This is a genomic window from uncultured Azonexus sp., assembly GCF_937982035.1.
Taxonomy (GTDB): Bacteria; Pseudomonadota; Gammaproteobacteria; order Burkholderiales; family Rhodocyclaceae; genus Azonexus.
Window position 1 is genome coordinate 13907 of record NZ_CALJNI010000023.1, and the last position, 26947, is coordinate 40853.

Sequence of the window (26947 nt, forward strand, 5' to 3'; positions counted from 1 at the left end):
CGCCGGGTGATGACGAGGATATGCAGGCCAATTACAGTGCAGGCATCTAGCGGAGGTGCCCATGAAGAAGAATTCGGTGTGCGAACATCAGGATCTGTTGAACCGGCTGAACGAAAAGCTGACGATGTCGGAGAAGATCGGTTTCCTGCATCGCGTGTTGCGGCAGCGTTGCGAATTCGTTCACCGCATCGGGATCGCGGTCTACGACCCTCAGGACGACATGTTGCAGACCTTCGCCCACAGTACGAACGGCGAGAATCCGCTGGGCAATTACCAGTGCCGTTTGCGGGATGCGAAATCCCTGTACCGTATTTCGCTCGATGGCAAACCCCGGGTCATCAACGACATGTCCGTGTTTGCGCGAAGCCGGAAAACCCATGCGCGCAAACTGAATACCCACGGCTACCAGGCAAGCTATACGGTGCCGATTTATCAGAACGGCCAGTTGGGCGGCTTCGTCTTCTTCAACTCTCGCCAAGCCGGGGTGTTTGACGAGTCGTCGTTGCCGTATCTGGACATGATTGCCCGCCTGGTTTCCCTGCTGGTCAACATGGAATTGAAGCAGGTGCAGGTGCTGCTGGGGGCTTTGCGGACGGCAACCTGTTTTTCCGGGCACAAGGACCCGGAGACCGGGGCGCATCTGGCGCGTATGGCGAGATTCTCCCGATTGATCGCCAATGCGGTGGCCCGGGATTATCGCCTGGAGGATGAGTTCGTCGAGGCGGTGTTCTGGTTTGCGCCGATGCACGACATCGGCAAGATCGCCATTCCCGATGAAATCCTGCGCAAGCCCGGCAAACTGACCGAGGGCGAGATGGCAGTGATGAAGACGCATACGACCAAGGGGCGGGAGATGATCGAATCCATGCTCGGCAACTTCGGCCTTGAGGAATTCGGCTATACCGACCTCGTCTGCCATATCGCCGAGTGTCACCACGAGAACTATGACGGTAGCGGCTATCCCTACGGCCTGATCGGCGAGGACATTCCGATCGAAGCGCGCATCGTGGCCGTGGCGGACGTGTTCGACGCATTGACCTCCAAGCGCTCGTACAAGGAAGCCTGGTCGAACGAGGAGGCATTCGACGCACTGCGCAAGATGGCGACCTGGAAGCTCGATCCGCGCTGCGTCGAAGCCCTGATCGCTTGTCGCGAGGAAATCGTCGAAATCCAGGCGGCTTTCCGCGATGAGCACGAGCAGGCGGTGAAGTATGTCGATTCGCCGGTGTTTTCGGCGTTCCGGTTTTCCTGCAATCTGCAGCCGGCGTAAGCTTCAGCGCCCGCGAATCGCCTCGCGCCGGGCGAAGCCGAGCTTGGCCGAGCGTTCCATCTTCTGCGCGAAGGCCGGGAAGTCGAGGCCGAGGCGGGCGCGCAGTTCCTTGGCGTGGTTGTGCAGCCAGCGCCAGCGCGGTTCGAAGTACTTTTCCTTGAACGCGTAGAGGATGTGGTTGCCGTCGTCGGGCACCGAAATGACGATCACCTGGTCGTCGAAGACGTGCATCGCCTCGCCGATCAGCCCGGCGTAACTTTCCTTGTCGCCGGCCAGATTGACCACCAGCACGCCGTTGCCCGAGAGCTTGGTGTAAGCGTTCTCAAAGAACTCGCGGTTGGCCAGCGCCGGGGCGAAGCCGGTGCGGTCGAAGGCATCGACCAGCAGGGCGTCGATACCTTTTTCGGTGTGCTCGATGAAGGCGGCACCGTCGCCTTCGATGATCTGCAGGCGTTCGTCGTCGGCAGGAACAAAGAAGGCGTCGCGCAGGGCGATCACGTCGGGGTCGAGTTCGACGGCAGTGATGTGCACGCCGGGCAGGCGGCGGTGGCAGAACTTGACGATCGAGCCGCCGCCCAGGCCGATCAGCGCGATGCGTTTGGGACGCGGATGGAAGAGCAGGAAGCCCATCATCTTCTGCGTGTAGCGCAGCGCCAGATCGTGCGGCGCCTTGAGCGCCATCTCGCTCTGCATCAGGCGGACGTTGAAGTAGAGGTAGCGCGACTTGCCGTCGTCGATGACGAAGGGCTTGGGATAGCTTTCGTCGAGCAGTTGGGCGCGCAATTCGCCGGCCCGCGCCCAGGCCGGTTCAAGCATCAGGACCGTGCCGGTCTCGATCTCGAACGGGCTGGGGAGTTCGTAGAGTTTTTCTGGCAAGGGTCAGCGATTACTGTGGGCGATAGCCTTGGGGGCGGCGTGATCGGACTCTGCGCCGATGAGGCGTAATTCGCCATCTTCCCAGATGACTGCGTACTGACCGAGACGTTGCTTGCGTTCAAGCGTTTCGTGAACCGCCTGGCGAAGCGATTCCAGTATTGCCTTGGCTTGATCGGAAGGCTGTGATGGAACGATGGTCATCGCTTGGTCTCTTGGAGTAGGTGTTGGTAAAGCACTTGGTTAACGATATAGCGGAAATCGCCGCGTTGTTCAAAAACGAGTTGCGGACTGGGTCCATCGTTCAGAAAGCAGCGGCAGTTATCCACGGCAGCAGAAAACTCGTTGAAGAGGTTGCTCAAGCTACGCGAAAAACGGCGCTCAATTGCTTTGCTAGGAATGCTATGCCCACCGTGAGCGACTCGTTCTGCGACACGCTGGCGTGATACTTCCAGATTGGGTAAGGCGAGATAGATCAGTTCCACCTGCCATCCGGTTGCTCGCAGGCGTTGAATCAGCCTCAGATAGCTACGTCCGGAAAGCGTGGTTTCAAAGGCAAAGTCTGAGCCAGCGCTAATGTTCTGTTCAATCTCGCTGAGGAAAATTCGACTGGCACTGACCAATTCCTGCTCAGGTGCCAGTGGTGACAAGCCTGCTGCGATCAGATCGGCATTAACAAATCGCGAGCACTTTGCGACCAAGGGGAGATACTTCAAGGCAAAGGTAGTCTTGCCGGCGCCATTGGGACCGGCAATGATCCAGCAAGTTGGCATCAGCAGACTCCTTTCATCTCCGCTTAGTCCGGCAGATCGGCCGCGTTGAGCATGAACACGTATTCGTCGCCGGCGGCCGTGTCGAGCCAGGTGAAGGGCAGGTCGGGGTAGGCGGCTTCCAGGGCGTCGCGGTTGTGGCCGATCTCGACGACGAGGATGCCGTCTTCGCTCAGGTGCTTCTTTGCTTCGGCGAGGATGATGCGCGTGAAGTCGAGGCCGTCGTCACCCGAGCCGAGCGCCATTTCCGGTTCGTGCAGGTATTCCGGCGGCAGCGCATCGACGGATTCGGCATCGACGTAGGGCGGGTTGGAGATGATCAGGTCGTAACGGCGGCCGGTCAGCGCCGTGAAGGCGTCGGAATGGACCGGATGCACGCGCTCGCCCAGGTGGTAGTCGGCGATGTTGCGTTCGGCGACGGCCAGCGCGTCTTTCGACAGGTCGACGGCATCGACCTGGGCGTTGGGGAAGTTGAGCGCCAGCTTGATCGCCAGGCAGCCGGAGCCGGTGCACAGGTCGAGCGCGTTTTCGACCGCCCACGGGTCGGCGACCCAGGGCGTCAGCTGTTCGTCGAGCAGTTCGGCGATGAAGGAGCGCGGCACGATGACGCGCTCATCGACGTAGAAACGGTCTTCGCCGAGCCAAGCTTCGTGGGTCAGGTAGGCGGCCGGCAGGCGGTCCTGGCAGCGGCGGCTGTAGAGGTCGAGCAGGCGGGTGCGTTCTTCGGGTAGCAGGCGGGCGTCGAGGAAGGGTTCGAGGCGGTCGAGCGGCAGGTGTAAAGCGTGCAGCGTGAGATATACCGCTTCGTCCCAGGCGTTGTCGCTGCCGTGGCCGAAGAACAGCTGGGCGGCGTTGAAGCGGCTGACCGCGTAGCGGATGAAGTCGCGGACGGTGATCAGTTCGGTTTTTGCGGCGGCGGTCATGCGAGCAGGATCTTTTCCAGGATGCGGCGGTAGATCGCCGAGAGTTGCGCGGGGGCGTCGACGGCGATGCATTCGTCGATCTTGTGGCTGGTCGCGTTGGACGGGCCGATTTCCAGCAACTGGCCGCAGATCGGCGCGATGAAGCGGCCGTCGGAGGTGCCGCCGGTGGTCGATAGTTCGGTTTCGATGCCGCAAACGCTGCGGATCGCCTCGACCGCCGCGTCAGCCAGCGGGCCGCGACCGGTCAGGAAGGGGCGGGCGCCGAGCGTCCATTTGATCTCGTATTCCAGCCCGTGCCGGTCGAGGATGGCGCACAGGCGCTGCTGCAGGCCTTCCGGGGTGCTGGCGGTGGAGAAACGGAAATTGAACTTGATTTCCAGCTGCCCGGGAACGACGTTGGTCGCACCGGTGCCGCCGTGGATGTTGGAAATCTGCCAGGTGGTCGGCGGGAAGTATTCGTTGCCCTGATCCCACTCGGTCGCCGCCAGTTCGGCGATGGCCGGCGCGGCCTGGTGGATCGGGTTGCGGCCTTTTTCCGGGTAGGCGATGTGGCACTGGATGCCCTTGACGTTGAGTACGCCGGAGAGCGAGCCGCGACGACCGTTCTTGATCATGTCGCCGAGCGTGTTGACCGAGGTCGGTTCGCCGATGATGCAGTAGTCGAGATGTTCGCCACGCGCCTGCAGGACTTCGGTGACGGCCACGGTGCCGTCGTTGGCGTCGCCTTCCTCGTCGGAGGTGAGCAGGAAGGCGAGCGAGCCGGGGTGGTCCGGATGCGCGGCGACAAAGGCTTCAACCGCCGTGACCGAGGCAGCGACGCCGGTCTTCATGTCGGCGGCGCCACGGCCGTAGAGCTTGCCGTCACGGATTTCCGGGGCGAACGGCGGGCTGGTCCATCTTTCCAGCGGGCCGGTCGGGACGACGTCGGTGTGGCCGGCGAAGACGAACAGCGGCGCGGCAGTGCCGCGGCGTGCCCAGAGGTTGCGGGTGCCGTTGCGGTCCAGCCATTCGAGCGAAAAGCCGATGGCGGCCAGACGGGCGCCAAGGATGTCCATGCAGCCCGCGTCGTCGGGCGTGACGGACGGGCAGGCCATGATCTGGCGTGCCAGGTCGAGCGTGGTATCAGTCATCAGGGATTGTCTTCGTCGTCGGCGAGGCTGAGCTGGAATTCCTTGAACGAGGCGCCGCCTTCGTTGGTGCTGTCGAATTCCAGGCTGATGTCGGGCTTCTTCTCTTCCTTGCCGTTGCCGGAATTGAATTCGGAGTTGTTGATCAGCCACGACAGATTGGTCGGCGAGTCGGCGTTGGCCAGGGCTTCGTCGAGGGTGATCGTGCCTTCGTGGTAGAGCTTGAACAGGTCCTGCTCGAAGGTCTGCGATCCCGGGGCCAGCGTCTGCTCCATCGCGTCCTTGATGCCCTGGACTTCGCCGCGCTCGATCAGTTCGCTGATGTGGCGCGTGTTGAGCATGATTTCGCAGGTCGGCAGGCGCTTGCCGTCGGGCTTCTTGACCAGGCGCTGGGAAACGATGGCGCGCAGCGCCACCGACAGGTCGAGGAAGAGCGCCGGCCGGTTCTCCAGCGGGAAGAAGCTGATGATCCGGTTGAGCGCGTGGTAGGAGTTGTTGGCGTGCAGCGTGGCCAGGCACAGGTGGCCGGTCTGGGCGTAGGAAATGGCCGCCTGCATGGTGTCGCGGTCGCGGATTTCGCCGATCAGGATGCAGTCGGGCGCCTGGCGCATCGCGTTCTTCAACGCGGTGCCCCAGTCGTGCGTGTCCATGCCGATTTCGCGCTGGTTGACGATGGATTTCTTGTGCTTGAACAGGAATTCGATCGGGTCTTCGACGGTCAGGATGTGACCGGTGCGCGTGGCATTGCGGTAATCGAGCATCGAGGCGATGGTCGTCGATTTGCCCGAGCCGGTGGCGCCGACGATCAGGATCAAACCCCGTTTTTCCATGATCAGCTCGCCGAGCAGCGACGGCAGGCCGAGCGTGTCGAGCGGCGGGATGTTGCCGAGGATGAAGCGGACGACGATGCCGATCGAACCGCGCTGGCGGAAGATGTTGATCCGGAAGTTGCCGACTTGCGGCACGCCGAACGAGAGGTTCATCTCGTTGTTGGCTTCGAAGGTCTTGGCCTGATCCGGCGACATCAGTTCGTAGGCGATCTTCTCGATCATGTCGGGCAGCATGATCTGCTGATTCACCGGCATGGTGGTGCCCTGGATCTTGATGTGGATCGGCGTGCCGGCGGAAATGAAGATGTCCGACGCCTGCTTTTCCGACATCAACTGGAACAGTTTGTCGAGGATCATGGCAAGACCTTCGCGGAGAGGGGGTTAGGCGCGCAGCAGTTCGTTGATGCTGGTCTTCGAGCGGGTTTGCGCGTCGACCTTCTTGACGATGATGGCGGCGTAGAGGCTGTACTTGCCACCGTCCTTGGGCAGCGAGCCGGAGATCACGACCGAGCCCGGGGGGATCTTGCCGTAAGTGATCTCGCCGGTTTCGCGATCGTAGATCGGGGTGCTCTGGCCGATGTACACGCCCATCGAGATCACCGAGTTCTCGCCGACGATGACGCCTTCGACGACTTCCGAACGGGCGCCGATGAAGCAGTTGTCTTCGATGATCACCGGGCCGGCCTGGATCGGTTCGAGCACGCCGCCGATGCCGACGCCGCCGGAGAGGTGCACGTTCTTGCCGATCTGCGCGCAGGAACCGACGGTAGCCCAGGTGTCGACCATGGTGCCTTCATCGACGTAGGCGCCGATGTTCACGTAGGACGGCATGAGCACGGCGTTCTTGGCGATGAAGGCGCCCTTGCGCGCGAAGGCGCCCGGCACGACGCGGAAGCCGCCGGCCTTGAACTGTTCTTCGGTCCAGCCCTGGAACTTGGTGTCGACCTTGTCGTAGAAGTTGATGTCGCCGGCCTTCTGGACGCGGTTGTCGCGGGTGCGGAAGGACAGCAGCACGGCCTTCTTGGCCCACTGGTTGACGATCCATTCGCCATTGACCTTCTCGGCGATGCGCAGCTTGCCGGCGTCGAGGTCGGCGATCACCGATTCGATGATCTTGATCGCGTCGGCGGATTGGGTCGTCAGTTCGGTGCGCTTTTCCCAGAGTTCGTCGATGGTGGCTTGCAGCGGATGGCTCATGTGTTTTTCTCTCTCAAAGTTGTTGGGTGAATTCACGGATGCGGCGGCTGGCTTCCAGGCATTCGTCGAGCCCGGCGACCAGTGCGATGCGGATGAAATTGGCGCCCGGATTGACGCCCTGCGATTCGCGGGCAAGGAAGCTGCCGGGCAAGGCCACGACATTATAGTGTTCGAGCAGCCCACGGGCGAACTCGGTATCGGCGACCGGAGTCTTCGCCCACAGGTAGAAGCTGGCGTCGGGCATGCCGGTGCCGAGTACTTCGCCGATCAGCGGCGTGCAGGCGGCAAATTTTTCGCGGTACTGGTCGCGGTTATCGAGCACGTGCGCCTCGTCGTTCCAGGCAACGACCGAGGCTGCCTGGATCGGGGGCGCCATGGCGCAGCCGTGGTAGGTGCGGTAGAGCAGGAATTTCTTCAGGATCTTCGCGTCGCCGGCAACGAAACCGGAACGCATGCCCGGCACGTTGGAGCGCTTTGACAGGCTGGAGAACATCACCAGGCGGTCAAAGCTGCGGCCGAGCAAGTGTGCAGCCTGGAGGCCGCCGATCGGCGGGTTGGCTTCGTCGAAGTAGATTTCCGAGTAACACTCGTCGGAGGCGATGATGAAGCCGTACTTGTCGGACAGTTCGAACAGCGTCTTCCAGTCGGCCAGCGACAGCACCTTGCCGGTCGGGTTGCCCGGCGAGCAGACGTAGAACAGTTGCACGCGCGCCCATTCGGCGTCGGAGAGCTGGCCGTAGTCGAAGGCGAAGCCGTTGTCCGGCAGGTTGTTCAGGAAGCGCGGCTCGGCGCCGGCCAGGTAGGCCGCGCCTTCGTAGATCTGGTAGAACGGGTTGGGGCTGACGACGATGGGCGTGCCGCCGGCGCGGGTCGGATCGATGACCGTCTGGGCGAAGGAGAACAGTGCTTCGCGCGAACCGTTGACCGGCAGGATTTCGGTTTCCGGATCAACGGCGATGCCGTAACGACGGTTGCACCAGTCGTGGATTGCGTGCCGTAGCGCCGGAATGCCCTGGGTCGTCGGATAGTTGGCCAGGCCGAGCAGGTTGGCGTGCAGCGCGTCCATGATGAACTGCGGCGTCGCATGTTGCGGCTCGCCGATGGACAGCTTGATTTCCTTGTGTTGCGGGTTGGGAGTGACGCCGGCGAACAGCGCGCGCAGCTTTTCGAAGGGGTAGGGCTGGAGTTGGGCGAGATGGGGATTCACGTTGCAGCAATCAGGCATCGGGTAAAACCGGATTATCGCCGAAAAAGGCGCGGGCTTTGCGTCCGGTTCTCAATAAGGAACACGTTGCGGGCAACAAGCCCAGGTCTGCATGGTCTCGATCGCCCCCGGCAGCGGGCGGTGTTCCATGGGAATGCGGCGTGCGCTGACCGGCAGTTGCAGTTCGTCGTAGAGCCAGTCGTCGCAAAAGCCGATGGCGGCAGCTTCGGCACGGCTGTTGGCGAAGACGATGCGCTCGATGCGCGCCCAGTAGGCAGCGGCCAGACACATCGGGCAGGGTTCGCTGGAGGCGTAGAGGGTACAGCCGGTGAGATGGAAGCGGTCAAGCGCGGCGCTGGCACTGCGGATCGCGGCGACTTCGGCGTGGGCGGTCGGGTCTTTGCAGGCAACGACCCGGTTCCAGGCTTCGGCCACGATCCTGCCGTCGTGCACGATGACCGCGCCAAACGGACCGCCGTCGCCCCGTTCGCTGCCTTGACGGGCAAGTTCGACGGCGCGGGCCAGGAAAATGTCGTCCGGATTCATGGGCAGGCTCCGGTAAGGGCTGTGATGTCGGGGATGCTATCACAAGCCCGGATAGCGAGGCGCACCTAGCCTTTCCGGTATTTGTTTTTGCGTATGGCATGTCACTTGCTCAGTGCAAACATCACCATTGCATGTTGCGGAGTTGGTCCATGTTTTCGATCTCACGTGTTCAGGGAAGTGCCGAGTTTTTTCGCAGCCAGACAGCGCAGCGTATAGCGACGGCCGGGCCGGCGTCGGTGTCGCCAACGAACGCTGCCGACAGCGTAAGCATCTCGTCGGCAGCCCGCGATGCATTGAAAAGCGAGGCAGCGGCAAAAACGACCGGCATACCGTTGCCGCAGGCGGTCACCAAGTGGTTCACCAAGGATTTCCCCGCGGATGTGATCGATGAGGCCATGAGTCGCCTGGCGGCCAACAAGGCCCAGGGCGCTCTGGGCGGAGAAGGACCCCTGGGATTGCCGCTGTTGCCAGAGAACCAGGCCTTGCTGGACGGCTTTCGCGAGGAAATGCGCAGCTTGTCCGCCGATGGGTATGCCAACATGAACACCGAACAGTCAGCCCGTTTCAATCTACTGATGAATCTGAGCATGCGGGTGCAGATCTTGGGCTGGAAATCGCCGATGAACGAAGCCGATGTGCAGCGGGAGTTCGATATCAGTAACGCGATGGGCCGCCTTGGCCGTGAAAATCCCGATTTGCTGCCGGTGACCGAGCCCGTGGCAGCGGACGAGACCAAGGCCATCGACCTCAATGCGCAATCGGTATCGCCTGTCTGGCGGGAACGCTGGGCAGCATCCGGTCTGGAAATGCCGGAAGTCATCGTCTCCCCGCAGCGTTCCTGGTGGCTGACGATGGCCACGGCAGCGGGGTTCGACGAAAGCGAATTCATGACGGCGGTGCGCGGTCTCGGTCAGCGTCTGGCCGGGCATGAACTGACCCGGGGCGTCGAAAATCTCATTTCCGAACGTTACGGAGAGAAGTTGGCAGCAGAAGAAGCGGCCGGTTCCTGAAAACGGGGTGGGCGGCAGGCAAGGGCCAGCGCGGCGACGATGCTATCATACGGCCCCCAATGTGGCGGGCATGTCGTCCCGCCTATGACCGCGCATGCGCCTGACCAAACTCAAACTCGCCGGCTTCAAGTCCTTCGTCGATCCGACCACGGTGTCCCTGCCCGGGCAACTGGTCGGTGTCGTCGGGCCGAACGGCTGCGGCAAGTCGAACATCATGGACGCCGTGCGCTGGGTGCTGGGTGAGTCGAAAGCCTCGGAATTGCGTGGCGAGTCGATGATGGACGTGATCTTCAACGGCTCGACCAACAGGAAGCCGGTGTCGCGCGCCTCCGTCGAACTGATTTTCGACAACTCGCTCGGTCGGGCCATGGGCCAGTGGTCGCAGTACGCCGAACTGTCGGTCAAGCGCGTGCTGACCCGGCAGGGGCAGTCGGATTACTTCATCAACAACCTGAAGGTCCGGCGCAAGGACATCACCGATCTCTTCCTGGGAACCGGGCTGGGGCCGCGTGCCTACGCGATCATCGGCCAGGGCATGATCTCGCGCATCATCGAGGCGCGCCCCGACGACCTGCGCGTCTTCCTCGAAGAAGCGGCCGGCGTCACCCGCTACAAGGAGCGGCGCAAGGAAACCCAGGGGCGTCTTGAAGACACCCGCGAGAACCTGCTGCGCGTCGAGGACATTCGCGAGGAACTCGGCCACCAGATCGAACGCCTGGCGTCGCAGGCCGAGGTTGCCCGCCGCTATCACGCGCTCAACGAGCAACTGGTCCAGAAACAGCAACTTTTGTGGCTGTTGAAAAAGCGCGAAGCCGAGGCCGAGCGCCAGCGCCTGGCGCTCGATGTCGAGCGGACGACGACCGAACTCGAAGCGCAGAGCGCCGCGCTGCGCGAAACCGAGGCGCGTGCCGAGGAAACCCGCGAAGCCCATTTCGCTGCCGGTGACGCCCTGCACAACGCGCAGAGCGAGATGTACGCGGCCAATGCCGAAGTCGCGCGGCTGGAAGCGGAAATCCGCCATCGTCGCGAATCGCGCAGCCAGCTTGAAGCCCGGCTGGTGCAACTGGAAGACGAACTGGCGCACTGGACGCAGACGGCCGAGAAGCTCGCCGTCGATCGGGAAAGCTGGGAAGAAACGCAGGAAATTACCCGCTTGCGTGTCGAGGAAGCCGAGGAACGCCTGCATGCGCAGATGAACCTGGCGCCGCAGGTCGAGGAAGATCATGCGCAGGCGCTGGAAGAACTGCAGCGGCTGAAGACACGCACGACCAACGGCGAGCAGAAGCTGGAAGTCGAGCAGACCCACAAGGCGCATGCCCAGCGTTCGCTGCAGGCCATTATCCAGCGCCGCGAACGCCTGCGCGACGAGACCTTCGGCGAGGCGCCCGACGAACTGGCGCTGGCCGAGAAGGAAGAAGAACTGGAATTGCTGCGCGAGGAACTCGCCGGCGACCAGGAGCACCTGCAGCAGTTGCAGGAGGAAATGCCGCAACTCGAAGCCAGGCGCAAGGCCGTGCAGGGCGAACTGCAGCGGCTGGAGCGCGAGCTGGCGGCCGGTCAGGCACGCCGGGCGGCGCTCGAACAGATGCAGGCGAAGACGGCGGGTAGCGGCAAGTTGCCCGAATGGCTGCAGCGCCACGGCCTGGCCGAGGCACCGGCATTGTGGCAGCAGATCCATGTCGAGGCCGGCTGGGAAGAGGCGGTCGAAGCGGTGTTGCGCGAGCGCCTGTCGGCGATTGCCTGCGACGATCCGGCGCGTATTGCCGAGTGGCAGCATGACCGGCCGGACGGTCGCCTGGCGGTCATGCTGGGCGGTGCAGGAACTGATGCCGTCGCACCGGACAGCCTGCTCGCCCGCGTGCGCTGCGACGATGCACGGGTGCGCAGCGCACTGGCCGACTGGCTGGGCGGGGTGCTCGCCGCAGAAACCCTGGCCGAGGCACTGGCCTTGCGCGAATCGCTGGCGCCGGCCGGTGCCGTCGTCACCCGGGGCGGCGATCTGCTGACCCGCAGCAGCCTGACCTTCTTCGCGCCGGATCAGGGCGAGCACGGCCTGCTCGAACGCCAGCGCGAGATCGAGGCGCTGGCCGAGGGCATCGCGCTGGCCGAGGAAAAAAGCGAAAGCCTGCGCGAACAGTCGGAAATGTTCGACGAGCAGTACGCCGACAAGCAGGAAGAAATCGACGAGACGCGCCAGTACGTCACCGACCGCCAGCAGCGCGTGCATCACGTGCAACTGGAAGTGCTCAAGCTGAGCCAGGCGCTGGCCCGTTACAACGAGCAGAAGGAACGCATCGCCGAACAGCTCGCCGAACTGGCCGAGGAAGAAGAGGGCGAGCGCGAGCGCGAAATGGCTGCCGACGAACGGATCGAGGAAATCCGCGAAGGTTTGAGCCGCATCCGCGTGCTGGTTGCCGGTGCGCAGTCGCGTCTGGATGAATGCGAACGTGCCGTGCGCGCCGAACGCGAGCGCAATGCCGACCTTGACCGGGCACTGCGCGAGGCTCAGTTCTCGGCGCGCGAGGCCGACGGCAAGCTGCAGGACATCTTTGCCCAGCAGGCGCTGGCGCAGCGCGAACTGACGCGCATCGAACGCGACCGTGCCGCCTGTGCCGACCAGGTCGAGGCGGCGCCGGCCGATGTCATGGAAGAACAGTTGCAGCAGGCGCTGGCCGCCCGCGTTGCCGCCGAGCAGGCGCTGGCTGGCAAGCGCGATGCGCTGGAAGCGGCGACCAACGCCCTGCGCGCGCTCGAAGAGCAGCGCATGAAGATCGAGCAGGGGCTGGAGCCGCTGCGTACCCGGATCGGCGATCTCAAGTTGAAGGAGCAGGCGGCGGCGCTCAACGCCGAGCAGTTTGCCATGCAGTTGCTCGAAGCCGGTGCCGACGAGGCGGCCTTGTTGCCTTTGTTGGGCGAGGCGCGGCCGTCATCGCTGCAGGGCGAAATCACCCGCCTGGGTAACGCCATCGCCGAACTGGGCGCAGTCAACCTGGCGGCGCTGCAGGAACTGGAAACGGCAACCGAGCGCAAGGGTTACCTCGACATGCAGGCGGCCGACCTCAACGAGGCGATGGAAACCCTGGAAAACGCCATCCGCCGCATCGACCGCGAAACGCGCGACCTGCTGAAGAACACTTTCGATACGGTCAACAGCCATTTCGGCAAGCTGTTCCCGGAGCTGTTCGGCGGTGGTCGCGCCGAACTGGTGATGACCGGCGAGGAAATCCTCGACGCCGGCGTGCAGGTCATCGCCCAGCCGCCGGGCAAGAAGAACTCGACCATTCACCTGCTTTCCGGCGGCGAAAAGGCGCTGACGGCGATTGCGCTGGTGTTCTCTATGTTCCAGTTGAACCCGGCGCCGTTCTGCCTGCTCGACGAGGTCGATGCGCCGCTGGACGACACGAATACCGAGCGTTTCTGCGGTATGGTCAAGAAAATGTCGGGGGCAACACAATTCCTGTTCATTTCCCATAATAAAATCGCGATGGAAATGGCCGAACAACTGGTCGGCGTCACCATGCAGGAAAGCGGCGTCTCGCGCGTGGTGGAAGTGGATATCGAAGAAGCCTTGAAGATGAGGGATGCGTGACTGAACTTCAATACGGACTGATCGGGCTGGGCGGACTCGCCGTTGCGGGCGTCGTGGCGTACAACAAATGGCAGGAATACAGGCATCGCAAGGTGGCCGAATCGGTCCTTCGCCCCGAGCACGACGATGTCCTGCTCAAACCTGCGGCCAGGCCGGCCGCGGCGGTGACGGAGAGTGAACGGGTCGAGCCGGTTTTTGCGCCGCCGGTCGACGAAGACGAATCCCGGTACGCGACGAACGCGGCCCCTGTTCCGGCCGAACCCGAAGACATCCCGCCCTGGGATCTGCCGCCGACGGTTGAGACGTCGGTGCCGGAAGTGCCCGAGGTGTCGATGCCCGAGCCCGTCGTCGAGCCGGTTCCCGAACCGGTCGCCGAGCCGGTGATCGAAGTGCCAGTCGTCGAAGCACCGGTCGTGCCGCCACCGCTGCGCGAACCGGTCGTTGCACCGCCGGTTTTTGCTGCGTTCGAAGAAGCCCCGGCACCCGAGCCAGTACCCGCCGAATTGCTCGATCCGCGCCTCGAATTCATCGTCTCGATGGAACTGGTCGAGCCGGTTTCGTCGCGCCAGATACTGCAATCGCAGCGCGACGTGCTGCAGCGGGTGTCCCGGCCGGTGCATTTCGTCGCCTACAACGAACGCGCCCGCGAGTGGATACGTTTGCGTTCCGATAACGAAATTCCGGTGCGTCGCCTGCGCGTCGGCCTGCAACTGGTTAACCGCCTGGGGCCTGTGTCCGACGGCGACCTGGCGGTATTCACCGGTGCCATGCAGGCGCTGGCCGACGAACTGATGGCGGTGGCCGACATGCCGACGAGCCGGGTGCTCGACCAGGCGGCGGAAATCGACCGCTTCTGCGCCGCCGTCGATCTGGAAATCGGCCTCAACCTGGTCAGCCGCGGCCAGCCTTTCCCGGGGACCAAGATTCGCGCCCTGGCGGAAGCTGCCGGCATGGTGCTCGGCCTCGACGGCATGTTCACCCGTCACGATGACGACGGACGTGCCCAGTTCAGCCTGCAGAATTACGAAAGCGCCGGTTTCGCCGCCGATACCCTGCGCACCATGACCACGCACGGCCTGACTTTCCTGCTCGACGTGCCGCGCGTCGATCACGGCGAGCGGGTGTTCCAGCAGATGGTCGAACAGGCCCGCCGCTTTGCCGAGACGCTGCAGGGCACGCTGGTCGATGACAACCGCCAGCCTTTGGGCGACGCCCAGCTCGAGCACATCCGCCGCGAGTTCATTGGCAAGCCGCAGGCCACCATGCAGTCCTTTGGCCTGCCGGCCGGTTCGCCACAAGCCCTGCGCCTGTTCTCGTGATGCCGGCACCGGAAGTCGTCGCGCGCGCAGCCTGGCTGCGCGCCGAACTGGAACGTCACAACCACGCGTATTACGTCCTCGACGCACCGACCATTCCGGATGCCGATTACGACGCGCTGTTCCGCGAATTGCAGGCACTGGAAACCGAGCATCCGACGCTGGCGACGGCCGATTCGCCGACCCTGCGCGTCGGCGGCAAGCCGCTGGCGCAGTTCGCGCCGGTGGTGCACGACGTGGCCATGCTGTCGATCCAGACCGAGACCGATACCGAATCCAGCGGCGCGCTCAATTTCGATGCCCGCATCCGGCGTGAGCTGGAACTGGGCGAGGGCGCGCCGGCCGTCGATTACGCGGCCGAACTGAAATTCGACGGCCTGGCCGTCAGCCTGCGTTACGAAAACGGCGTGCTGGTGCGCGGTGCAACGCGCGGCGACGGCACGACCGGCGAGGACGTGACCCAGAACTTGCGCACCATCGGTCAGATTCCGCTGCGCTTGCGCGGCGAAGCGCCACCATTGCTGGAGGTTCGCGGCGAGGTGTACATGTGCCGCGGCGATCTGGACGCCTATAACGCCGCCGCTGCGGCGCGTGGCGAAAAGACCCTGGTCAATCCGCGCAACGCCGCTGCGGGCAGCGTTCGCCAGCTCGATCCGGCGATCGCCGCGAGCCGGCCGCTGAAGTTCTTCGCCTACGGCATCGGTGCGGTAGACGGCTGGCAGCCGCCGCCAACGCATGGCGGTCTGCTCGATGCGCTGGCTGCCTTCGGTCTGCCGGTGTGCGAACATCGTGCGGTGTTGGCGGGCGGCGAGGCGCTGGCCGGTTTTCACCGGCGCATCGCCGAATTGCGCGACAGCCTGCCGTTCGACATCGACGGCGTGGTGTACAAGGTCAATGACCTGGAACTGCAGCGCCGCCTCGGTTTCCGCTCGCGCGAGCCGCGCTGGGCGGTGGCGCACAAGTATCCGCCGCAGGAAGCATCGACCGTGGTCGAGGCCATCGACATCCAGGTCGGCCGCACCGGCGCGCTGACGCCGGTGGCACGCCTGAAGCCGGTGTTTGTCGGCGGGGTGACGGTGACCAATGCAACCTTGCACAACGCCGACGAGGTCGAGCGCAAGGGCGGCATCTGCGTTGGCGACACGGTGATCGTGCGCCGCGCCGGCGATGTCATCCCGGAAGTCGTCGGTGTCATCGCCGAGCGCCGGCCGGTCGCTGCCCGGCCGTTCGTGATGCCCGCTGCCTGCCCGGTGTGCGGGGCGCACACGGTCCGCGAGCCGGGCGAGGCGGTGACCCGCTGTTCCGGTGGTTTCTCGTGCAGCGCCCAGCGCATCCAGGCGATCCTGCATTTCGCCGGTCGCCGGATGATGGATATCGAAGGCCTGGGCGACCGCTACGTCGAGCGCCTGGTCGAATTCGACTACATTCACGGTGTTGCCGACCTGTACAAGCTGACGCTGGCCGACCTGCTGGAAATGAAGCGGCGCGCCGACGAAAAGGACGGTACGGTGCCGGAAACGGTCAAGGCCGGCCAGACGCCGACGCGCTGGGCCGAGAACCTGCTTGCGGGTATCGAAGCCAGCAAGACGCCGAAACTCGCCCGACTGCTGTTCGCGCTAGGCATTCGTCACGTCGGCGAGACCACTGCCAAGACGCTGGCCGACTGGCTGGGCAGCCTGGACCGGGTGCGCCGCGCGCCGGCGCCGCTGCTTGCCGTGCTGCCCGACATTGGCGCGACGGTGGCGGCAGCCATCGCCGATTTCTTTGCCGAGCAACGCAACCTCGACGCAGTCGATGCCTTGCTCGCTGCCGGCGTCGCGCCCAGTGATGAACATCCGCCACATCCCGGCCTGGCCGAACGTCTGGCCTGGGCCGAGATCTACGCGGTGCTGGCCGTGCCGAAACTGACCGCCAAGCGCGCTGCCCAACTGGCGGCTGTGGCCGACGGCGGCGCGCTCGCCGATGGCAGCATCGATGCGGCGGCGTTATCGGTGGCCGGTTTGCCCGGTGACGTGATCAGCGCCTTGTTTGAGTGGCTGAACCAGTCGGGCCGACGCGGTCTGCTGGCCGGTGTGGCCCGCCGTCGCGAAGAACTGCTGGCCGCCATGCCGCAAGGCGCAGTGCTTGCCGGACCGGCACCGCTGGCCGGCAAAACCTTGGTGCTGACCGGTACGCTGCCGACCCTGAAACGCGACGACGCCAAGGCGATGATCGAAGCGGCCGGCGGCAAGGTGGCCGGCTCGGTATCGAAGAAGACCGACTACGTGGTCGCCGGCGAGGAAGCCGGCAGCAAGCTCGACAAGGCGCGCGAACTGGGCGTTGCCGTGCTTGACGAGGCAGGCTTGCTGGAATTGTTGAATCAGGGAGAAACAGGATGAAGAAAGTCAGAAAGGCGGTATTCCCCGTCGCCGGCATGGGGACGCGTTTCCTGCCGGCGACCAAGGCCAGCCCCAAGGAAATGCTGCCCATCGTGGACAAGCCACTGATCCAGTACGCGGTCGAGGAGGCCGTGGCGGCCGGCATTACCGACATGATCTTCGTCACCGGCCGCTCCAAGCGGGCGATCGAGGATCATTTCGACAAGGCCTACGAACTGGAATCGGAACTGGAGTCGCGCGGCAAGACGGAAATGCTCGAATTCGTCCGCAACATGATTCCGCGCGACATCAACTGCATCTACATCCGCCAGCAGGAGGCGCTCGGCCTCGGTCACGCCGTGCTGTGCGCCAAGCCGGTGATCGGCGACGAACCGTTTGCGGTTCTTCTGGCCGACGATCTGCTCGACGGCGATACGCCGGTGATGAAGCAGATGTCGGATGTCTATGACTACTACCGCTGCTCGGTGCTGGGTGTTCAGGATGTGCCGCGCGCCGACACGCGCAGTTACGGTATCGTCGATGCGCGCAAGGTGGCCGATCGTCTGGAACAGGTCAACGCCATCGTCGAGAAACCCAAGCCGGAGGAGGCGCCGTCAACGCTGGCGGTGGTCGGCCGTTACATCCTGACGCCGCGCATTTTCGAGCACCTGGAAAAGATCAAGCCGGGTGCTGGCGGCGAGATTCAACTGACCGACGGCATCGCCTCGCTGCTTTCGGAAGAACAGGTATTGGCCCACCGCTATGACGGCGTGCGCTACGATTGCGGTTCGAAACTCGGTTACCTGCAGGCGACCGTGGTGTTCGGCCAGCGCCACCCGGAAGTCGGGGGCGATTTCACGGCTTATCTGAACAAGAACAGGGAGGCATGATGGATATCCAGAAAGCGCAAGCCATGCTGGCCGATGCGGAGATCATTCACGATGCGCAGACCGTCCAGGCGGCGGTCGATCGGGTCGCCGCGGACATCCGCGCCCGGCTGGCCGACAAGTATCCACTGGTGCTGTGCGTGATGACGGGTGGCGTGGTGTTTTGCGGCCAGCTGCTGACCCGTCTGGATTTTCCGCTCGACTTCGATTACCTGCACGCCACCCGCTACGGGCCGGAAACCCAGGGTGGCAAGATTTCCTGGCGCAGTGCGCCGTGGGCGCCGGTCAAGGGGCGCAGCGTGCTGGTCGTCGACGACATCCTCGACGAAGGCGTGACTCTGGCCGCGGTCAAGGAAAGCCTGCTGCGCCTCGGCGCGGCCGAAGTGCTGACGGCGGTCTTCGCCAACAAGGAAAACGGCAAGCAGAAGCCGCTGGCGGCCGATTTCGTCGGCCTGACCGTGCCTGATCGCTTCGTCTTCGGTTTCGGCATGGATGCGGGCGGCGCCTGGCGCAACCTGCCGGCGATCCATGCCAAGAAGGAAGGGGCATGAGCGGGCGTACCGTCGCCGAATTCATCGCTTACTGGGAAGACGAGGGGCTGACTTACGCCCGTCAAGGGGATTACGACTGGATGGCCGGGCTGGTGCCCGGTTCTCGCGTGCTCGAAATCGGCTGCGGCGTGGGGTTTGCCACGCAGGCACTGGTTGCGCGCGGACTGGCGGTGCTGGCCATCGATACCTTGCCGGAATGCCTGGCACTGACCCGGCAACGGGTGGGCGATGCGGCCACGCTGTTGCAGGCGGATGTCGAGGCGCTCGACGCCGCGCAGCGTGCCGCCATCGAGGCCTTTGCGCCGGATTGCGTGGTCTGCTGGCTGATGGGCGCGCCCGCCGAAATCACCGGTGCCAGCGCCAGCGATGGCGGACAGGCCGTTGCCGCCTATCGCGAACGCCTGCATCGCGCGGTTGCCGAACTGGCGGCCGGTCTGCCTGCTGTGCGTGCCCTGCACATCGTCGATCGTACGGCGATCCCCTGGCAGGCCAAGGACATCGGTCGCGATACGCTGGTCCGCTATCATCTCGAACGCACGTTCAGCGGTCTGCCGTTTTCGGCCAACCGCAACAACGCCATTTATCGCAAGCTGGGCGGCAATGTCGCCCAGCTTGCCAAACCGCACCCTGCACTCAAGCACGTGGTGCCTACGCTGGCTTCCCTGCTGGCGATCCGGAGTACATGACATGCTGGCTATCATCGGCGGCAGCGGTCTGACGACCCTGTCCAATCTCGACGTTTCCCATCGCGAAGTGGTGCGCACGCCCTTTGGCGAACCTTCCGGCGCCCTGGTCTTCGGCCAGATCTGCGGCCGCCCGGCAGTCTTCCTGCCGCGGCACGGCTACGGCCACAGCATTCCGCCGCATATGGTCAATTACCGCGCCAACCTGTGGGCCCTGCATCACCATCAGGTGAGCGGCATCATCTCGGTGGCCTCGGTCGGCAGCATCCGCGCCGACCTGCACCCGGGCGATATCGTTGTCCCCGACCAGATCATCGATTACACCTGGGGCCGCAAGTCGACTTTCTTCGACGGCGTCGGTTCGCCGGTGACCCATGTCGATTTCACCGATCCCTACGATGCGCCGCTGTCGCAACGCATCGTCGAAGCTGCTGCGGCACTGGGTATCGAGATCAAGCAGGGCGCGGTGTACGCGGCAACCCAGGGGCCGCGCCTGGAAACGGCGGCGGAAATCAATCGCCTGGAGCGCGACGGGGCCGACATCGTCGGCATGACCGGCATGCCGGAGGCTGTGCTGGCGCGCGAGCTCGGCCTGCCGTATGCGGCCATCAGCGTGGTTGCCAATCATGGGGCCGGGCGCGGCAGCAGCAGCAACGGCATCCGTTTCGAAAGCCTGGAGCAGGTGCTGCAGGAGGCCATGGGCCGCGTGCGTAGCATCATCGAGCGCGTGGTCGGTTGCGAGGCGGCCTGTCCGCCGATGGGCATGTCGGTCTGAGGCGCGGCCTCAGACCTTCATCCGCTCGATCAGCTCGGTTTCCAGGCGGATGCGCTGGTTGGTGTCGCGCAGGTCGCCGCCGCTGATCAGGAAAACGTCTTCGGCGCGTTCGCCGAGGGTGGCGATCTTGGCGGTGTGCAGTTCGGCACCGTGTTCGGCCAGCGTCTTGGCGATGGTGTAGAGCAGGCCGGGACGGTCGGCGGCGGTCAGGTTGAGCACGAAGTGCGTCCCCTTTTCGTCGCCGCGGATGCTGACCTCGGGCTTGATCGGGAAGTGCTTGACCTGGCGCGACAGGCGACCGGCTGACGGGACTTCCGGCGGCAGCTGGCGGAGCAGGCGGTCTTCGAGCTCGTGCTCGATGTAGGCGAGCATTTCCCGGTTGTGGTCGCGCTTTTCCACGTCGAGCAGAATGAAGCTGTCCAGTGCGTAGCCGTGGGCGGTGGTGTGGATCTTGGCATCGACGATGCTGTAGCCGGCGCGGGCGAAGAAGCCGACCAGGCGGGCGAACAGGTCGGGCTGGTCCTGGGTGTACACCATCACCTGGAGGCCGACGCCTTCCTGCCACAGACGGGCGCGGACCACCGGCTGGTTGTTGTAGATGCGGTAGTGCAGCGAGCGCGTATGCCAGGCAATTTCCTCGGCCGAATGGCGCAGGAAATAGACGGTGTCGAGCTGCTTCCACAGGCGTTCGTGAACGGTGTCGGAGAGCGCGAAGAAGCGCAGCAGGCGCATCGCCTCGGCCTGGCGTTCGGCGATGATGCCGTGGGCGACCGGGGCTTCTTCCTGTGCCAGGAAGTGCAGCGTCTGTTGGTAAAGATCGGCGAGCAGCTTGCCTTTCCACTGGTTCCAGACCTTGGGGCTGGTGCCGCGGATGTCGGCGTGGGTGAGCAGGTAGAGTGCCTGAAGATGGCGGACGTCGCCGACCAGTCCGGCAAAGTTGCCGATCACCTCGGGGTCGCTGAGGTCTTCCTTCTGGGCGATCTGCGCCATGACCAGATGCTGGCGGACCAGCCAGACGACGAGTTCGGTATCGTCCTTCGACAGCCCGTGGTTCTCGCAGAATTCCCGGGCATCGACGGTGCCCTTGATCGAATGGTCGCCGCCACGGCCCTTGGCGATGTCGTGGAAGAGGGCGGCGATGTAGAGCAGCCAGGGGCGTTCGAATTCGTTGATGATGCGCGAGCACTGCGGGTACTCGTGGGCGAACTCGCTCATCGTGAACCGGCGCAGGTTGCGCAAAACCTGCAGGATGTGCTGATCGACGGTATAGACGTGGAACAGGTCGTGCTGCATCTGGCCGACGATGCGCCCGAAGTTCGGCAGGTAGGCGCCGAGGATGTCGAGCTGGTTCATGCGCCGGAATTCGTGGACCACGCCGCGTTCGCTCTGGATCAGCTTGAGGAACATGGCGCGGTTGGCCGGATCGGCGCGGAAGGCGTCGTCGATGCGGTCGCGGGCGACCCAGATGGCACGCAGGGTCGGTGCGGTCATGCCCTGCAGTTCCGGGTTTTCCTGCATGATCAGGAAGGCGTCGAAAATCAGCCCCGGCTGGCGTTCGAACAGGCGTTCGTCGCAGACGTCGAGCAGGTTGCCGACGATCTGGAAGTGCTCGTCGAAGGGCTGCGGACGTTGCAGGTTCTCGGGGGCCAGCGCGGCACCCATGTTCTGTAGGACGATGGTGTTGAGTAGCGTCAGACCCTTGGCATTCCGGTAATAGGACTGCATCAGCTGTTCGGAGGCGCGCTTGGTTTCGTTGTCGACGAAACCGTAGCGATTGGCCAGGCGTTCCTGATAGTCGAACAGCAGCCGATCCTCGCGCCGGCCGGCCAGGAAATGCAGGCGGATGCGCAGGTGGCGCAGGAAGTCCTCGAACTGCTTGCCGAAGGCAACGCCTTCCTGCGACATGATGCCGTCGGCACCGAGTTCATCCCAGGATGCACCGTAGCCAGCCGCCTTGGCGATCCAGAAGATCACCTGCAGATCGCGCAGGCCACCGGGCGATTCCTTGATGTTCGGTTCCAGGCTGTATGGCGTTTCATTGAAGCGCAGGTAGCGATCCTGTTGCTCGAGCCGCTTGGCTTCGAAAAAATGCAGCGGGTCGAGGTTGCCGAACAGGCGGCGGCGGAAAGTGGCGAACAGCTTTTCGCTACCGGTCAGCAGTCGCGCTTCGAGCAAGGCACTCTGGACGGTGATGTCGTTGGCGGCTTCGTTCAGGCATTCCGGGATGGTGCGCACGCTGTGGCCGATTTCCAGGCCGATGTCCCAGAAACAGCCGACCAGGCGCTCCAGTTTGGCTTCCGTGCTGGCACTGGCGGCTTGCGGCAGCAGGATCAGCAGATCGATGTCGGAGGCCGGATAGAGTTCGCCGCGGCCGTAACCGCCAACGGCAGCGAGAGCGATCGAGGCCGGGAAGGAAAAGCCGGCCCACAGCTGGCAGAGGATTTCATCGACGTCGGCGCAGCGCTGGCGGAGCAGGCCCTCGGCGTCGTTGTCTTGCTGGTAGCGCGCCAGCAGGGCAGCCTGGCGGGCCTTGAGTTCGTTGCGCAGGGCGGCGACGTCGATGTCCATCAGGCAATCCAGTCGGGTTTCGCGCGTGCGCCGGCGGAAAGCGTCAGGACTTCGTAGCCGGTGTCGGTGACCAGCAGGGTGTGCTCCCATTGCGCCGACAGGCTGCGATCCTTGGTGACGATGGTCCAGCCGTCCGGCATTTCGCGGATGGCGGCCTTGCCGGCATTGATCATCGGTTCGATGGTGAAGGTCATGCCCGGAACCAGTTCGACGCCGGTGCCGGCCTTGCCGTAATGGACGACCTGCGGATCTTCGTGGAACTTGGCGCCGATGCCGTGGCCGCAGAATTCGCGGACGACCGAGTAGCCGTTCTTTTCCGCATGCTTCTGGATGATGGCGCCGATGTCGCCGAGGCGGGCGCCCGGGCGCACCACCGAAATCCCCAGCCACAGGCACTCGAAGGTGATTTCGCACAGGCGTCTGGCCTGGATCGACCCTTCGCCGACGATGAACATGCGGCTGGTGTCGCCGTGATAGCCGTCCTTGATCGTGGTGATGTCGAGATTGACGATGTCGCCGTTCTTCAGCGCGCGGTCGCTGGGCACGCCGTGGCAGACCTGCTGGTTGATCGAGGTGCAGATCGACTTGGGGTAGGGGTCGTAGCCCGACGGGGCGTAGTTGAGCGGTGCCGGGATGCAGCCCTGGACGTTGACCATGTAGTCGTGACAGAGCTTGTCGAGTTCTTCGGTGGTGACACCGGGTTTGACGAAGGGTTCGATATAGTCGAGGACCTCGGCGGCGAGGCGGCCGGCGACGCGCATTTTTTCGATTTCTTCGGGCGTCTTGATGGTAATGCTCATGGCGGTTCTTGGTGCGTTGGGAGGAGGCAAGGATAAATGATGCCCCCCGTTTCGCAAAGCCGATGGCGCCGGAAATGGCATACTGCGCGGGGTTTTTGTATGGAGCAGGCGATGTCGATATTGTTGTTGGGCAAGGATGGTCAGGTGGGTTGGCAATTGCAGCGCGCTTTGGCGCCGCTGGGCGAGTTGGTGGCCTGTGGTCGCGGGCAATGCGAGATGACCGATGCGGACCGGATCCGTTCGCTGGTTGCCGAGGTGCAGCCGTCGGTGATCGTCAATGCGTCGGCCTATACCGCGGTGGATAAGGCGGAGTCGGACGCCGATACGGCGTATGCGGTCAATGCCCGGGCGCCGGGCGTTCTTGCCGAAGCGGCACTGAAGTGCGGTGCGCTGCTGGTGCATTACTCGACCGATTACGTGTTCGATGGCGGCAAGCAGGGGGCTTACGCCGAAAGCGACGCCACGGCGCCGCAAGGGGTTTATGGACAAAGCAAGCTGGCCGGCGAGGAAGCGATTGGCGCGCTTGCCGGCAAATCGCTGATTTTTCGTACCAGCTGGGTGTTCGGCGAGCATGGCGGGAATTTCGTGAAAACCATCTTGCGTCTGGCGCGCGAGCGCGATTCGCTGGGGGTGGTTGCCGATCAGGTTGGTTCGCCGACGCCCGCGGCGCTGATTGCCGACGTCACGGCGGCGGCGCTGATGCGTCTCGATTTCGGGCGCCAGATGGCGGCCGGGGAAAATCGCCTGTATCACCTGGCGGCGGCCAATCCCGTCAGCTGGCACGCCTTTGCCTGCCGGATCGTCGAGACGGCGCGGGCCATGGGCGAGGAATTGCGCGTCGATGCTGCGGCGATCCGCGCCATCGGCACTGTCGATTACCCGACCCCGGCCCGGCGTCCGGCCAATTCGCGGCTCGATTGTTCCTTGCTGGAAGCGGAACTCGGCCTGCACATGCCGGATTGGCAGCCGTATCTCGAGCGCATGCTGAGCTGCTGTCTGGCGCGATCTGCCCGGTGAAGCCGGTCTGGTGCGCCAGGCCTTCATGCGGGGCGAATTTGTTGCTATAATCGTCCAGTTTTTCCGGCCGAGTCTGGCCGAAAAAATGGCGGGGCGCACGGTGCGCGTCGTCTATCCCTCACATCCGCCGATTAAGGGTGTCCGTCAAAACCTAATAATGACGGGCGTTGCCGGCGGGTGGCGGTTCAACCCTTAAAGGAGTTTTGCAATGTCCGTAACCATGCGTGAAATGCTGGAAGCCGGTGTCCACTTCGGCCACCAGACCCGTTTCTGGTCCCCCAAGATGGCCCCGTACATTTTCGGTGCCCGCAACAAGATTCATATCGTCAACCTCGAAAAGACCCTGGCCAAGTACAACGAAGCCATGGCTTTCGTGAAGAAGCTGTCGGCCAACCGCGGCAACATCCTGTTCGTCGGCACCAAGCGCCAGGCTCGCGAAATCGTTGCCGAAGAAGCGGCGCGCGCCGGTGCCCCGTGTGTTGACCAGCGCTGGCTGGGCGGCATGCTGACCAACTTCAAGACGGTCAAGACCTCGATCAAGCGCCTCAAGGACATGGAACTGGCCGTTGAAGCCGGTGACCTGGAAAAGATGTCCAAGAAGGAAGCCCTGACCTTCCGTCGCGAACTCGAAAAGCTGCAGAAGTCCATCGGCGGCATCAAGGACATGGCCGGCCTGCCGGACGCCATCTTCGTCATCGACGTCGGTTACCACAAGATCGCCATCACCGAAGCCGAAAAGCTCGGCATCCCGGTCATCGGCGTGGTCGATACCAACCACTCGCCGGAAGGTGTGGATTACATCATCCCGGGTAACGACGATTCTTCCCGCGCCATCCAGCTGTACGCCCGCGGCGTCGCCGACGCCATCCTCGAAGGCCGCAGCATGGCTGTCCAGGAAATCGTTGCCGGCGGTGACGACGAGTTCGTCGAAGTCCAGGAAGCGGCTGAATAAATCAGGCTGTAACGGCGGGGCCTCAGGCTCCGCCTGTCTCATAAGCTCAGGAGAAACAAGTATGGCGGCAATTACCGCAGGTATGGTTGCAGAGCTGCGCGGCAAGACCGACGCACCGATGATGGAATGCAAGAAGGCGCTGACCGAAGCCGACGGCGACATGGCCAAGGCCGAGGAAATCCTCCGCGTCAAGCTGGGCAACAAGGCTTCCAAGGCCGCTGCCCGCATCGCAGCAGAGGGCATCGTGGCAGTCAGCATCTCCGCTGACGGCAAGACCGGTGCCATCATCGAAGTCAATTCGGAAACCGACTTCGTTGCCAAGAACGACGACTTCATCGCGCTGGCCAATGGCTGTGCCGCGCTGGTCACCGAAAAGAACCCGGCCGACGTGGCCGCCCTGTCGGCCCTGCCGATGGGCGAAGGCACCGTCGAATCGACCCGCACCGCGCTGGTCGGCAAGATCGGTGAAAACATGAGCATCCGCCGCTTCGTCCGTTGCGAAGCCAAGGGCAAGCTGGTTTCCTACATCCACGGTGGCGCCAAGGTTGGCGTGCTGGTTGATCTGGTCGGCGGCGACGAGCAACTGGGCAAGGATCTGGCCATGCACATCGCCGCTTCCAAGCCGAAGTCGCTGGATGCCTCCGGCGTTTCCGCCGAACTGCTCGACACCGAGCGTCGCGTTGCCATCGAAAAGGCCCGCGAAGCCGGCAAGCCGGAAGCGATGCTGGAAAAGATCGCCGAAGGTACCGTCCAGAAGTACCTGAAGGACGTGACCCTGCTCGGCCAGGTCTTCGTCAAGGCCGAAGACGGCAAGCAGACCATCGAACAACTGCTGAAGCAGAAGGGCGCTTCGGTGGCCAGCTTCACGCTGTTCATGGTCGGCGAAGGCATCGAGAAGAAGGTTGACGACTTCGCTGCCGAAGTTGCTGCCCAGGCTGCTGCCGCTGCTGCCAAGAAGTAATCTTCCGTAAAGGAATCGCCGATGACCACACCCAAGTACAAACGCATCCTGCTGAAACTCTCGGGCGAAGCCCTGATGGGCAATGACGCCTATGGCATCAATCCGCAGGTGATCGCGGAAGTCTGCGCCGAGATCAAGGCGGTTGCGGATCTTGGGGTGGAAATCGGCGTCGTGATCGGCGGTGGCAACATCTTCCGCGGAATGGCCGGCACGGCCACCGGGATGGATCGCGCCACCGCGGATTACATGGGCATGCTGGCCACGGTGATGAATGCCATGGCGCTGTCCGACGCAATGCGTCAAGCCGGCCTGAATGCCCGCGTGCAGTCGGCCCTGAATATCGAGCAGGTGGTCGAGCCCTATATCCGGGGCAAGGCCATCCGCTATCTCGAAGAAGGCAAGGTTGTGATTTTCGGTGCCGGTACCGGCAACCCCTTCTTCACGACCGATACCGCCGCAGCCTTGCGCGGGTCGGAAATCGGCGCGGAAATCGTGCTCAAGGCGACCAAGGTCGACGGCATCTATACTGCCGACCCGAAAAAGGACGCCTCGGCCACGCGCTACGACAAGATCAGCTTCAACGATGCGATCTCGCAAAACCTCGCGGTGATGGATGCGACCGCGTTCGCACTGTGCCGCGACCAGAAACTGCCGATCAACGTGTTCTCCATCTTCAAGGCCGGCGCGCTCAAGCGCGTGGTCTGCGGTGAGGGTGAGGGCACGCTGGTCTACTGCTGAGGG

24 protein-coding genes are annotated in these 26947 nt (G+C 63.7%); 13 read left to right on the forward strand and 11 right to left on the reverse strand.

The window, feature by feature from the left end; genetic code table 11:
• Positions 1–61: 61 nt before the first annotated feature.
• Positions 62–1270 carry an HD domain-containing phosphohydrolase gene (locus Q0799_RS14890; RefSeq protein WP_298399752.1) on the forward strand — a complete coding sequence of 403 codons (1209 nt, stop codon included), beginning with the start codon at positions 62–64 and terminating at the stop codon, positions 1268–1270.
• A gap of 3 nt (positions 1271–1273) precedes the next feature.
• Here the strand turns inward: Q0799_RS14890 and Q0799_RS14895 are convergent, their stop codons facing one another.
• From Q0799_RS14895 to Q0799_RS14935, 9 genes are all read right to left on the reverse strand, one after another.
• The gene (locus Q0799_RS14895) at positions 1274–2146 is read right to left on the reverse strand and encodes a spermidine synthase-like protein (RefSeq protein ID WP_298399754.1); all 873 of its coding nucleotides are present in this window, start codon (positions 2144–2146) and stop codon (positions 1274–1276) included.
• Positions 2147–2149: 3 nt separating this feature from the next.
• Positions 2150–2347, reverse strand: a complete 198-nt coding sequence (locus Q0799_RS14900) for a hypothetical protein (RefSeq protein WP_298399756.1) — start codon at positions 2345–2347, stop codon at positions 2150–2152.
• The gene (locus tag Q0799_RS14905; RefSeq protein WP_298399758.1) at positions 2344–2916 is read right to left on the reverse strand and encodes a zeta toxin family protein; all 573 of its coding nucleotides are present in this window, start codon (positions 2914–2916) and stop codon (positions 2344–2346) included. The genes Q0799_RS14900 and Q0799_RS14905 overlap by 4 nt, the downstream gene beginning before the upstream one ends.
• Positions 2917–2939: 23 nt before the next feature.
• The gene (gene prmB, locus Q0799_RS14910) at positions 2940–3836 is read right to left on the reverse strand and encodes a 50S ribosomal protein L3 N(5)-glutamine methyltransferase (RefSeq protein WP_298399760.1); all 897 of its coding nucleotides are present in this window, start codon (positions 3834–3836) and stop codon (positions 2940–2942) included.
• Positions 3833–4966: a succinyl-diaminopimelate desuccinylase gene (dapE, locus tag Q0799_RS14915; protein WP_298399762.1), complete on the reverse strand. Its 1134-nt coding sequence runs from the start codon at positions 4964–4966 to the stop codon at positions 3833–3835. Before dapE ends, prmB begins: the two co-directional genes overlap by 4 nt.
• Entirely contained in the window at positions 4966–6150 is a 1185-nt protein-coding gene (locus tag Q0799_RS14920) for a PilT/PilU family type 4a pilus ATPase (RefSeq protein WP_298399764.1), read from the reverse strand. The genes dapE and Q0799_RS14920 overlap by 1 nt, the downstream gene beginning before the upstream one ends.
• A 24-nt stretch (positions 6151–6174) precedes the next feature.
• Positions 6175–6990 carry a 2,3,4,5-tetrahydropyridine-2,6-dicarboxylate N-succinyltransferase gene (dapD, locus tag Q0799_RS14925; RefSeq protein WP_298399766.1) on the reverse strand — a complete coding sequence of 272 codons (816 nt, stop codon included), beginning with the start codon at positions 6988–6990 and terminating at the stop codon, positions 6175–6177.
• Positions 6991–7003: 13 nt separating this feature from the next.
• The gene (dapC, locus tag Q0799_RS14930) at positions 7004–8197 is read right to left on the reverse strand and encodes a succinyldiaminopimelate transaminase (RefSeq protein WP_298399768.1); all 1194 of its coding nucleotides are present in this window, start codon (positions 8195–8197) and stop codon (positions 7004–7006) included.
• Between the two features lie 69 nt (positions 8198–8266).
• On the reverse strand, positions 8267–8740 hold the full coding sequence (locus tag Q0799_RS14935) for a nucleoside deaminase (protein ID WP_298399770.1): 474 nt from the start codon (positions 8738–8740) through the stop codon (positions 8267–8269).
• Positions 8741–8838: 98 nt separating this feature from the next.
• Here Q0799_RS14935 and Q0799_RS14940 point away from each other — a divergent pair, with 98 nt between their 5' ends.
• The 8 genes from Q0799_RS14940 (at position 8839) to Q0799_RS14975 (ending at position 19908) form a co-directional block, all read left to right on the forward strand.
• Entirely contained in the window at positions 8839–9750 is a 912-nt protein-coding gene (locus tag Q0799_RS14940) for a hypothetical protein (protein ID WP_298399772.1), read from the forward strand.
• 94 nt (positions 9751–9844) lie between these two features.
• Positions 9845–13339 (forward strand): chromosome segregation protein SMC, encoded by a 3495-nt coding sequence (gene smc / locus Q0799_RS14945; protein WP_298399774.1) that lies wholly within the window; start codon positions 9845–9847, stop codon positions 13337–13339.
• Positions 13336–14658 carry a cell division protein ZipA C-terminal FtsZ-binding domain-containing protein gene (locus tag Q0799_RS14950; RefSeq protein ID WP_298399776.1) on the forward strand — a complete coding sequence of 441 codons (1323 nt, stop codon included), beginning with the start codon at positions 13336–13338 and terminating at the stop codon, positions 14656–14658. The genes smc and Q0799_RS14950 overlap by 4 nt, the downstream gene beginning before the upstream one ends.
• Complete coding sequence (gene ligA / locus Q0799_RS14955; protein ID WP_298399778.1) at positions 14658–17033, forward strand: NAD-dependent DNA ligase LigA; 2376 nt, start codon at positions 14658–14660, stop codon at positions 17031–17033. Before Q0799_RS14950 ends, ligA begins: the two co-directional genes overlap by 1 nt.
• Positions 17030–17902, forward strand: coding sequence for a UTP--glucose-1-phosphate uridylyltransferase GalU (gene galU / locus Q0799_RS14960; protein ID WP_298399780.1), 873 nt, complete (start codon positions 17030–17032; stop codon positions 17900–17902). The genes ligA and galU overlap by 4 nt, the downstream gene beginning before the upstream one ends.
• Positions 17902–18450, forward strand: coding sequence for a hypoxanthine-guanine phosphoribosyltransferase (locus Q0799_RS14965; protein WP_298399835.1), 549 nt, complete (start codon positions 17902–17904; stop codon positions 18448–18450). Before galU ends, Q0799_RS14965 begins: the two co-directional genes overlap by 1 nt.
• Positions 18447–19136 (forward strand): bifunctional 2-polyprenyl-6-hydroxyphenol methylase/3-demethylubiquinol 3-O-methyltransferase UbiG, encoded by a 690-nt coding sequence (locus Q0799_RS14970; RefSeq protein ID WP_298399782.1) that lies wholly within the window; start codon positions 18447–18449, stop codon positions 19134–19136. Before Q0799_RS14965 ends, Q0799_RS14970 begins: the two co-directional genes overlap by 4 nt.
• Before the next feature lies 1 nt (position 19137).
• Positions 19138–19908 carry an S-methyl-5'-thioinosine phosphorylase gene (locus Q0799_RS14975; protein WP_298399784.1) on the forward strand — a complete coding sequence of 257 codons (771 nt, stop codon included), beginning with the start codon at positions 19138–19140 and terminating at the stop codon, positions 19906–19908.
• Positions 19909–19917: 9 nt separating this feature from the next.
• On the opposite strand, the gene Q0799_RS14980 is transcribed toward Q0799_RS14975, so the two are convergent.
• Both Q0799_RS14980 and map read right to left on the reverse strand, forming a co-directional pair.
• A complete protein-coding gene (locus Q0799_RS14980; RefSeq protein ID WP_298399786.1) occupies positions 19918–22476 on the reverse strand; it encodes a [protein-PII] uridylyltransferase in 2559 nt (852 codons plus the stop codon).
• Positions 22476–23276 carry a type I methionyl aminopeptidase gene (gene map / locus Q0799_RS14985; RefSeq protein ID WP_298399788.1) on the reverse strand — a complete coding sequence of 267 codons (801 nt, stop codon included), beginning with the start codon at positions 23274–23276 and terminating at the stop codon, positions 22476–22478. The genes Q0799_RS14980 and map overlap by 1 nt, the downstream gene beginning before the upstream one ends.
• A gap of 111 nt (positions 23277–23387) precedes the next feature.
• Here map and rfbD point away from each other — a divergent pair, with 111 nt between their 5' ends.
• The 4 genes from rfbD to pyrH all read left to right on the forward strand — a co-directional run bounded on the left by rfbD (position 23388) and on the right by pyrH (position 26944).
• Positions 23388–24293 (forward strand): dTDP-4-dehydrorhamnose reductase, encoded by a 906-nt coding sequence (gene rfbD, locus Q0799_RS14990; RefSeq protein ID WP_298399790.1) that lies wholly within the window; start codon positions 23388–23390, stop codon positions 24291–24293.
• A 208-nt stretch (positions 24294–24501) separates the two neighbouring features.
• On the forward strand, positions 24502–25245 hold the full coding sequence (gene rpsB / locus Q0799_RS14995) for a 30S ribosomal protein S2 (RefSeq protein WP_298399792.1): 744 nt from the start codon (positions 24502–24504) through the stop codon (positions 25243–25245).
• Between the two features lie 61 nt (positions 25246–25306).
• On the forward strand, positions 25307–26206 hold the full coding sequence (gene tsf, locus Q0799_RS15000) for a translation elongation factor Ts (RefSeq protein ID WP_298399794.1): 900 nt from the start codon (positions 25307–25309) through the stop codon (positions 26204–26206).
• Positions 26207–26227: 21 nt separating this feature from the next.
• Positions 26228–26944, forward strand: a complete 717-nt coding sequence (gene pyrH / locus Q0799_RS15005; protein ID WP_298399796.1) for a UMP kinase — start codon at positions 26228–26230, stop codon at positions 26942–26944.
• Positions 26945–26947: the final 3 nt, after the last annotated feature.